Origin of the sequence: Xenorhabdus beddingii (assembly GCF_002127545.1) — a bacterium.
Taxonomy (GTDB): domain Bacteria; phylum Pseudomonadota; class Gammaproteobacteria; order Enterobacterales; family Enterobacteriaceae; genus Xenorhabdus; species Xenorhabdus beddingii.
This window is the reverse complement of sequence record NZ_MUBK01000091.1, coordinates 1-1,916: the sequence shown is the minus strand read 5'-3', so window position 1 is coordinate 1,916 and position 1,916 is coordinate 1. Positions and strand designations below refer to the sequence as shown.

General features: G+C 59.6%; 1 protein-coding gene. It reads right to left on the bottom strand.

The window, feature by feature from the left end; all coding sequences use genetic code 11:
* The coding region (locus Xbed_RS18495; RefSeq protein ID WP_139837543.1) for a condensation domain-containing protein at window positions 1–1,916 on the bottom strand (1,916 nt) is incomplete at both ends.

The following is a 1,916-nucleotide window of genomic DNA, read 5'->3' as shown; positions in this document are numbered from 1 at the left end:
CTGCGCCAGTAAATCCGCGACACTGAGACCGTCATGGCAGCGGACGCGCAAGGCCAGGGTATTGACAAAGAAACCGATCAGGCCCTCCAGTTCACGGTGTGGACGGTTGGCGACCGGCGTCCCGATCACCAGATCATCCTGACCACTGAGTCGGGCGAGTACGATACTCCAGCCCGCCAGCACGGTCATGAACAGGGTGGTGTTATGGCGCTGTCCGAGCCCTTTAAGTGAAGCCAATAAGCCAGCATCGATATGGAGAGGGACGCGCCCCCCGATAAAGGTTTGCCCTGCCGGACGCGGCCGATCGGTCGGAAGTTCCAGTAAAGCCGGGGCACCTTTGAGCTGATCGCACCAGAAGTCGCGTTGGGCAATAAGGGCCGCCTCTTGCAGTCCGCCCCGCTGCCAGACCGCATAATCGGCGTACTGAATGGGCAAGGGCGGTAAGGAGGCATCCTGATCCGCAAGGGCGGCACGGTAGAGAACGCCCATTTCATTCATCAGCACACTGATGGACCAGCCATCAGAAATGATATGGTGTTGAGTGAGCAGCAATACGTGCTCTTCATCCGCTTGTTGCAGCAGTTGACCCCGGATCAGCGGGCCTTGGGTAAAGTCAAAAGGCGTTTGTGTCTCAAGAGTGGCAAGCTCCGTTATGCGTTCAGAGCGTGCCTCCGGTGCCAATGGCCGTAAATCGTGGTAAGACAGGGCAAAGCCGGTGTCAGCGGGATCAATGTGCTGGTAAGGCTGGCCGGCGACCAGTACAAAGCGGGTACGCAAGATCTCCTGCCGTGCGACCAAATGGTCAAGCGCGCGGCCTAAGGCGCGGTGATTGAGCTGCCCGATGAGGCGCAATACCACTGGGATGTGGTAGGCGAGACTGGCCCTTGGATCGAGCTGCGCCAAGAACCACAGGCGTTGCTGGGCAAAGGACAACGGCAATGGCTGATGACGGTCTGCCAGCGGGATTGCCGCCTGCGTCGTCGTTGATGCATCCGTCAATACTTGGGCCAAATCCATCAGCAGTGGCTGGTCGAAGAGTTGCTGCAACGGCAGCTCCCGTGCCAGCGTCTGGCGAATGCGTGCCATAAGCTGAACCGCCAGCAGGGAATGCCCGCCGAGTTCAAAGAAGTGGTCATGGCGACCCACCTGTTCCAGCCCCAGCAGATCCTGCCAAATCTGAGCCAATGTGATTTCTGTCGTGCCCACCGGTGCCTCATAGCGGCGGGACACCATCGCCGATAAATCGGGGGCGGGCAGGGCCTGACGATCAATTTTACCGTTAGGTGTCAGCGGGAAAGACGCCAGCGTAATAAAGGCACTGGGCAGCATATAGTCGGCAAGGTGCTGTGCCAGTTGCTGACGCAATTCCGCCGGCACCAGTTCAACGCCCTCCTGTGGCCGCAGATAGGCAACCAGGCGTGTCTGATTCGGTTCGTCTTCACGGGCGATGACCACCGCTTCGCGCACGCCGGGGTAGCGCATAAGTTGAGCCTCGATTTCGCCCGGCTCGATGCGGAAGCCGCGCAGTTTGACCTGAAAATCATTGCGGCCAAGGTATTCAATATCGCCGTCGGGCAGCCAGCGGCCGAGGTCGCCGGTTTTGTACATCCGTGCATCCGGCTCCGGTGAGAACGGATCGGTAAGGAAACGCTGCGCCGTCAGTTCAGGGCGATTGAGGTAACCCCGCGCCACCCCCGCACCGGCGATATGGATTTCGCCGGCAACAGCGGGAGGGACAGGCCGGCCTTGAGCATCCAGAATATAGATCCGGGTATTGGCGATCGGGCGACCAATGGGAATAACGCATTCATCTTCCCTCACGGGGATTTCATAGGCCGTGGCAAACGTGGTGGTTTCCGTCGGGCCATAGACATGCAGCAAGTGCTCCGGTGGATGCTGGGATCGCAGACGCATGG